6 protein-coding genes are annotated in these 4,110 nt (G+C 38.8%); 4 read left to right on the forward strand and 2 right to left on the reverse strand.

What is annotated here, in order from left to right:
* Positions 1-331: 331 nt before the first annotated feature.
* Positions 332-811: a hypothetical protein gene (locus V7654_RS14415; protein ID WP_335431162.1), complete on the reverse strand. Its 480-nt coding sequence runs from the start codon at positions 809-811 to the stop codon at positions 332-334.
* The gene (locus tag V7654_RS14420; protein WP_335431164.1) at positions 808-1,182 is read right to left on the reverse strand and encodes a hypothetical protein; all 375 of its coding nucleotides are present in this window, start codon (positions 1,180-1,182) and stop codon (positions 808-810) included. The genes V7654_RS14415 and V7654_RS14420 overlap by 4 nt, the downstream gene beginning before the upstream one ends.
* A 331-nt stretch (positions 1,183-1,513) precedes the next feature.
* Here V7654_RS14420 and V7654_RS14425 point away from each other — a divergent pair, with 331 nt between their 5' ends.
* The 4 genes from V7654_RS14425 to rpmG are packed head-to-tail and all read left to right on the forward strand — an operon-like array spanning position 1,514 to position 4,037.
* The gene (locus V7654_RS14425; RefSeq protein WP_335431165.1) at positions 1,514-1,984 is read left to right on the forward strand and encodes a DUF4912 domain-containing protein; all 471 of its coding nucleotides are present in this window, start codon (positions 1,514-1,516) and stop codon (positions 1,982-1,984) included.
* Positions 1,981-3,201, forward strand: coding sequence for a glycosyltransferase family 4 protein (locus tag V7654_RS14430; RefSeq protein WP_335431167.1), 1,221 nt, complete (start codon positions 1,981-1,983; stop codon positions 3,199-3,201). The genes V7654_RS14425 and V7654_RS14430 overlap by 4 nt, the downstream gene beginning before the upstream one ends.
* The gene (locus tag V7654_RS14435; RefSeq protein ID WP_335431170.1) at positions 3,198-3,830 is read left to right on the forward strand and encodes a hypothetical protein; all 633 of its coding nucleotides are present in this window, start codon (positions 3,198-3,200) and stop codon (positions 3,828-3,830) included. Before V7654_RS14430 ends, V7654_RS14435 begins: the two co-directional genes overlap by 4 nt.
* A 57-nt stretch (positions 3,831-3,887) precedes the next feature.
* Positions 3,888-4,037, forward strand: coding sequence for a 50S ribosomal protein L33 (rpmG, locus tag V7654_RS14440; protein WP_071395755.1), 150 nt, complete (start codon positions 3,888-3,890; stop codon positions 4,035-4,037).
* The last annotated feature ends 73 nt before the right edge of the window (positions 4,038-4,110 follow it).

A 4,110-nucleotide genomic window follows, 5' to 3' on the forward strand; every position in this document is an offset into this window, starting at 1 on the left:
TAAGGCCTCTTGGTTACCAAAAAGAATAAAAATTGGAAAAAGAGGTCACCAATAAGGCCTCTTGGTTACCTGAAAGAACAAAAATGGGAACAACAGGACACCCTAAAAGCTTTTTGGTTACCCTGAAAAGAAAAAACTGGAAAATGAGGACATCAATAAAGCCACTCGATTACCTGGAAGAACAGTAATTGGAATGAAAGCGAAGTGCCTAGAACGGTAATCAACAAACCCATCTAACAGACAGACAAAAAAAGACTGCAGGCAAGCTCGATGCTCATCGAGTTTGTCTGCAGTCTGAAACCCTTGTAAAGAGGGTTTATTAATAAAGACATTATCTATTTTTCGTAATAACTTTTGCAATCTGGTCATAATCCATGCCGCCGGTTAATTCATACCGTCCGATCTGGACCTTCATATGGTAGCCTTTATCAATCAGGAATCGTTCGAATTTATCTTCGTCGTCAATGATTCCCTGGCTCTTCAGCATAACTGCTACGTCCCCCGGAGTCATGCCGCCAGCGATTACAAGAGTGAACTTCTTCTCCTCTTTTACCTCTTCGGTTTTAGCCTTTTCAGCAGGAGCTTTAGCTTTTGTCTTTTCCTCTTTTGCTGCTGTTTTTTTCTCGTTGAGTTTTGCAAACTCATTGTTGTCCATTACTTTGTAACCATTAGTTTCGAGAAGCTGTTTTGCATTGGATACAGTTACTTTCTGCTCCGTACCTTTATCAGCTATCACACTGCTTCCTGCCCAAAGGAAAATGGCAGAAAACAGAATTCCTAGTGCGAATGCCTGTGCTGTCCGTTTATTCATACGATCTGTCCTTTATCAACAAATTCATTAATGATTTCCTGTACTTCCTGAGTCGAAAGTGAAGACTGTTTTGCAATCTGATTAAGGTCCATTCCCTGCTGGGCAAGTGACCATACTTGATTTTTAATGATATCGTGGATTTGCTTTTTTCCTGTATTAAAAGAAGATCGTTTTTCCAGGATTGAATCATTAACTAGCAATTCTTCTTCGAGTACTTTCAGCTTTTTTTTGATCTGATAAAGATCTTGAATCTGCTGGATTGTAAGCTGATCAATTTCCTCGCGCAGTTCCTTATACGGATCTTTTAAAAAGAAAGAAAGTATGAAAAGGATAGCTGCCAAGGCAATCAGGCTTAATATTATGTAGCCCATCTGTTATTCCTCCCGAGCTGTAATTAAAACACATAAAGTTAGTGTACCATTCCACATTCGAAATTTCGATTTATATTTTTTTCCTGAAAAAAAATGATAGTTTTGTCATAATATGATTTCCAGTCGTTGTAAAGCATGTCGATTATAGACCATATTTGTAATACATATTGACTATAGAAAATTATTTGCTCGTTCTTCCGCTGATAAAGCAATAAGGTGCAAATTACGACAATTTGCGTTCATTGTAGCAAGGTAGTTAAAATGCTAACATAAATTTATAGAATACATTATCAATATTAGCAATAAACTATTAATTTGGGGGTGCAGCGTGGTGAAGTACAAAAATTATTCAACCAGGGAATCAGACCATCTTGCTGCGCGAATCCTTTCGCCTGACAAGCTGTTTGTTTTTTGGCAGCTGCAGGATGAAAAATTGTTTTTTATGTCTGATTATTTCAATCTTCCAGAAGCACAGACTGTTAAATCATTGCGATTGTTTGAAATTACTTCTGGTAATGGTACTAGAACGCAAACAATATGCATTCATGAAGTGATTTTAAGGCAAGGAATATCAAGCTGGCTATATAAAGGTATAAGTGAAAAACGGAATTATGTCGTTGAACTTGGAATCAAGCTCAATGAGGAAGATTTTTTTCCATTGCTGAGATCAAATGCAATTGTACTAAATGCTAAATCGATAGCTCCTGAAAGTTCTGATCTTCCTGAGAAATCACCTGAATGGGTTGGACATGTAAGTACGTACACGTATTATGAGAACCTCGAAGGGAGCAGCAAGAAGTGATCCAGAGGAAAGAAACAGAACTAAAGAAAACCATTCTTATGCTCTCATGGGAGTATCCTCCCCATATTGTTGGCGGTCTTGCGAGACATGTTCATGCTCTTTCCATCGAGCTTGTGAAAAGGGATTATGAAATCCATATTATTTCTTCAAGGCCACATGGTGCACCTGGCTATGAAAAGAAGGATGGAGTGCACATCCACCGGGTAGCTCCCCTAAATGACCAGGACTCAAATTTCATTTCATGGATTGGCGGGCTAAATTTGGCAGCAGCCAACATAGGGCTTTCCATTGCACGAGATACCATCGTGGATATGGTCCATACTCATGATTGGATGACAGGCCCTGCAGCCGAATTTATAAGTAAATCCTTAGGGATTCCACTTGCCGCTACAATCCATGCCACGGAATATGGGCGGAACAAAGGAATCTTTACCGAGCTGCAGCAATTTATTTTTGATAAGGAAAAGGCGCTTGCCCATGCATCAGATAAGGTAATTGTATGCAGTGATTATATGGCAGACGAGATTAAGCAAATATTTGGAGTTCCAGAATCTAAGATTTCAATCATTCCAAATGGATCAATAATCGAGGAAACGGGTCTTCCAGTAATAGATGTTGAAGTAGTATATCCTTTTATTAAAGGAAAGAAGGTTATCTTTTCGATTGGTAGAATCGTTAAAGAGAAAGGCTTCGAGACATTGATAAAGGCTGCATCAATGTTGAAAGGAACCAATCCGGATTTGTGCTTTGTGATTGCGGGAAATGGTCCATTACTAGAATCCTATAGGCAGAAGGTTAAATATTTGTCATTAGAAGATTCAGTTTATTTTATTGGCTTTATTCAGGAAGGGATTCGAAAAGGGTTTTTGGAGAGGGCTGATTTGACCGTATTCGCCAGCCTATATGAACCCTTCGGTCTTGCTGCCGCTGAAGGACTGGCAGCAGGTAACCCGACGATCATTGCACAAACCGGAGGCCTGCAGGGTTTGGCTGAAAATTTAAAGACAGGCTTTTATATGGAACCAGGAAATGTGAAAAGTTTGGTTGAATCCATTAAGTTTATCCTTGCAAATGAACAGCTGGCAAACGAAATAGCTCTTAATGGGAAACTTGCAGTCAAAGAAAAGTTCAGCTGGGCAAAAAACGCTAAGGCGACAGATGATCTGTATAAATATTTATTAATAACGCATTCTTGCGAAAAGGAGGGTTTATCTTGAATATAAATGCTTATCTTCAGGCAGAAAAAGAAGATGAAATGGTCATATGCAGGAATTCCTTGATTTTAACACCAGGTTTATGGGTTAACGGTAAGGTGTATTGGCTTGATGATGCAAGCGAGAAATTGATTCCGATAGAAGAATTATCTATTAAAATCAGACAGCCTAATATTCATTCGAAGGTAGAGTTCTTTGATATATTTGTAACAAACCATTCCAAAAACAGCAGGGATGCAAAGTTAATTCTGATGCAGCAGTACATGGAAACAGCGAATGATCAATTTAGTTTTGTTTCCCCAAACGAAGATGTCATCTTTCATTTTGCCGATAAAAGAATTTACCTGGTTAATGGAATGAACAGTACGGGAAGGATGAAACAATGTACGGTCCAGCCAATATGGAATTTAAGCACCGAACGGCTTTGGGCTTGCCGCGAGTCAGGTGTACTTAGTTATCAGCCGATGGCAAAGGGAGCTGCTGCCAGCCTTTTTTCTCTCGATTTGAAAATGGGTCCTCGGGAAACTCAAAAAAGCAGCTGCTGGTCAATAGAAGGAACAGAGAAAAATACAGTAATAAATTTGAATCATATGCTTTTAAAAAACACACTAGCATTTCCCGACAAAAAGTGATATTATAGAAAAGTCGTATGCACGAACCTAGCTTGAATTAGTTTGGAGGGAAATTACATGCGTGTAAACATTACATTAGCTTGCACAGAGTGCGGAGATCGCAACTATATTTCTAAAAAAAATAAGCGAAACAACCCAGATCGTCTTGAGCTAAAGAAATATTGCCCAAGAGAAAAACGTACAACTGCACACCGTGAAACAAAATAAGCAGCGGGATTTTTCCCAGCTGCTTTTTTCTTTGGTAAAATTAGAAAGTATGATATGCGCTTCGAGAAATGTC

The organism is Bacillus sp. JJ1609, assembly GCF_036967045.1.
GTDB lineage: Bacteria > Bacillota > Bacilli > Bacillales > Cytobacillaceae > Mesobacillus.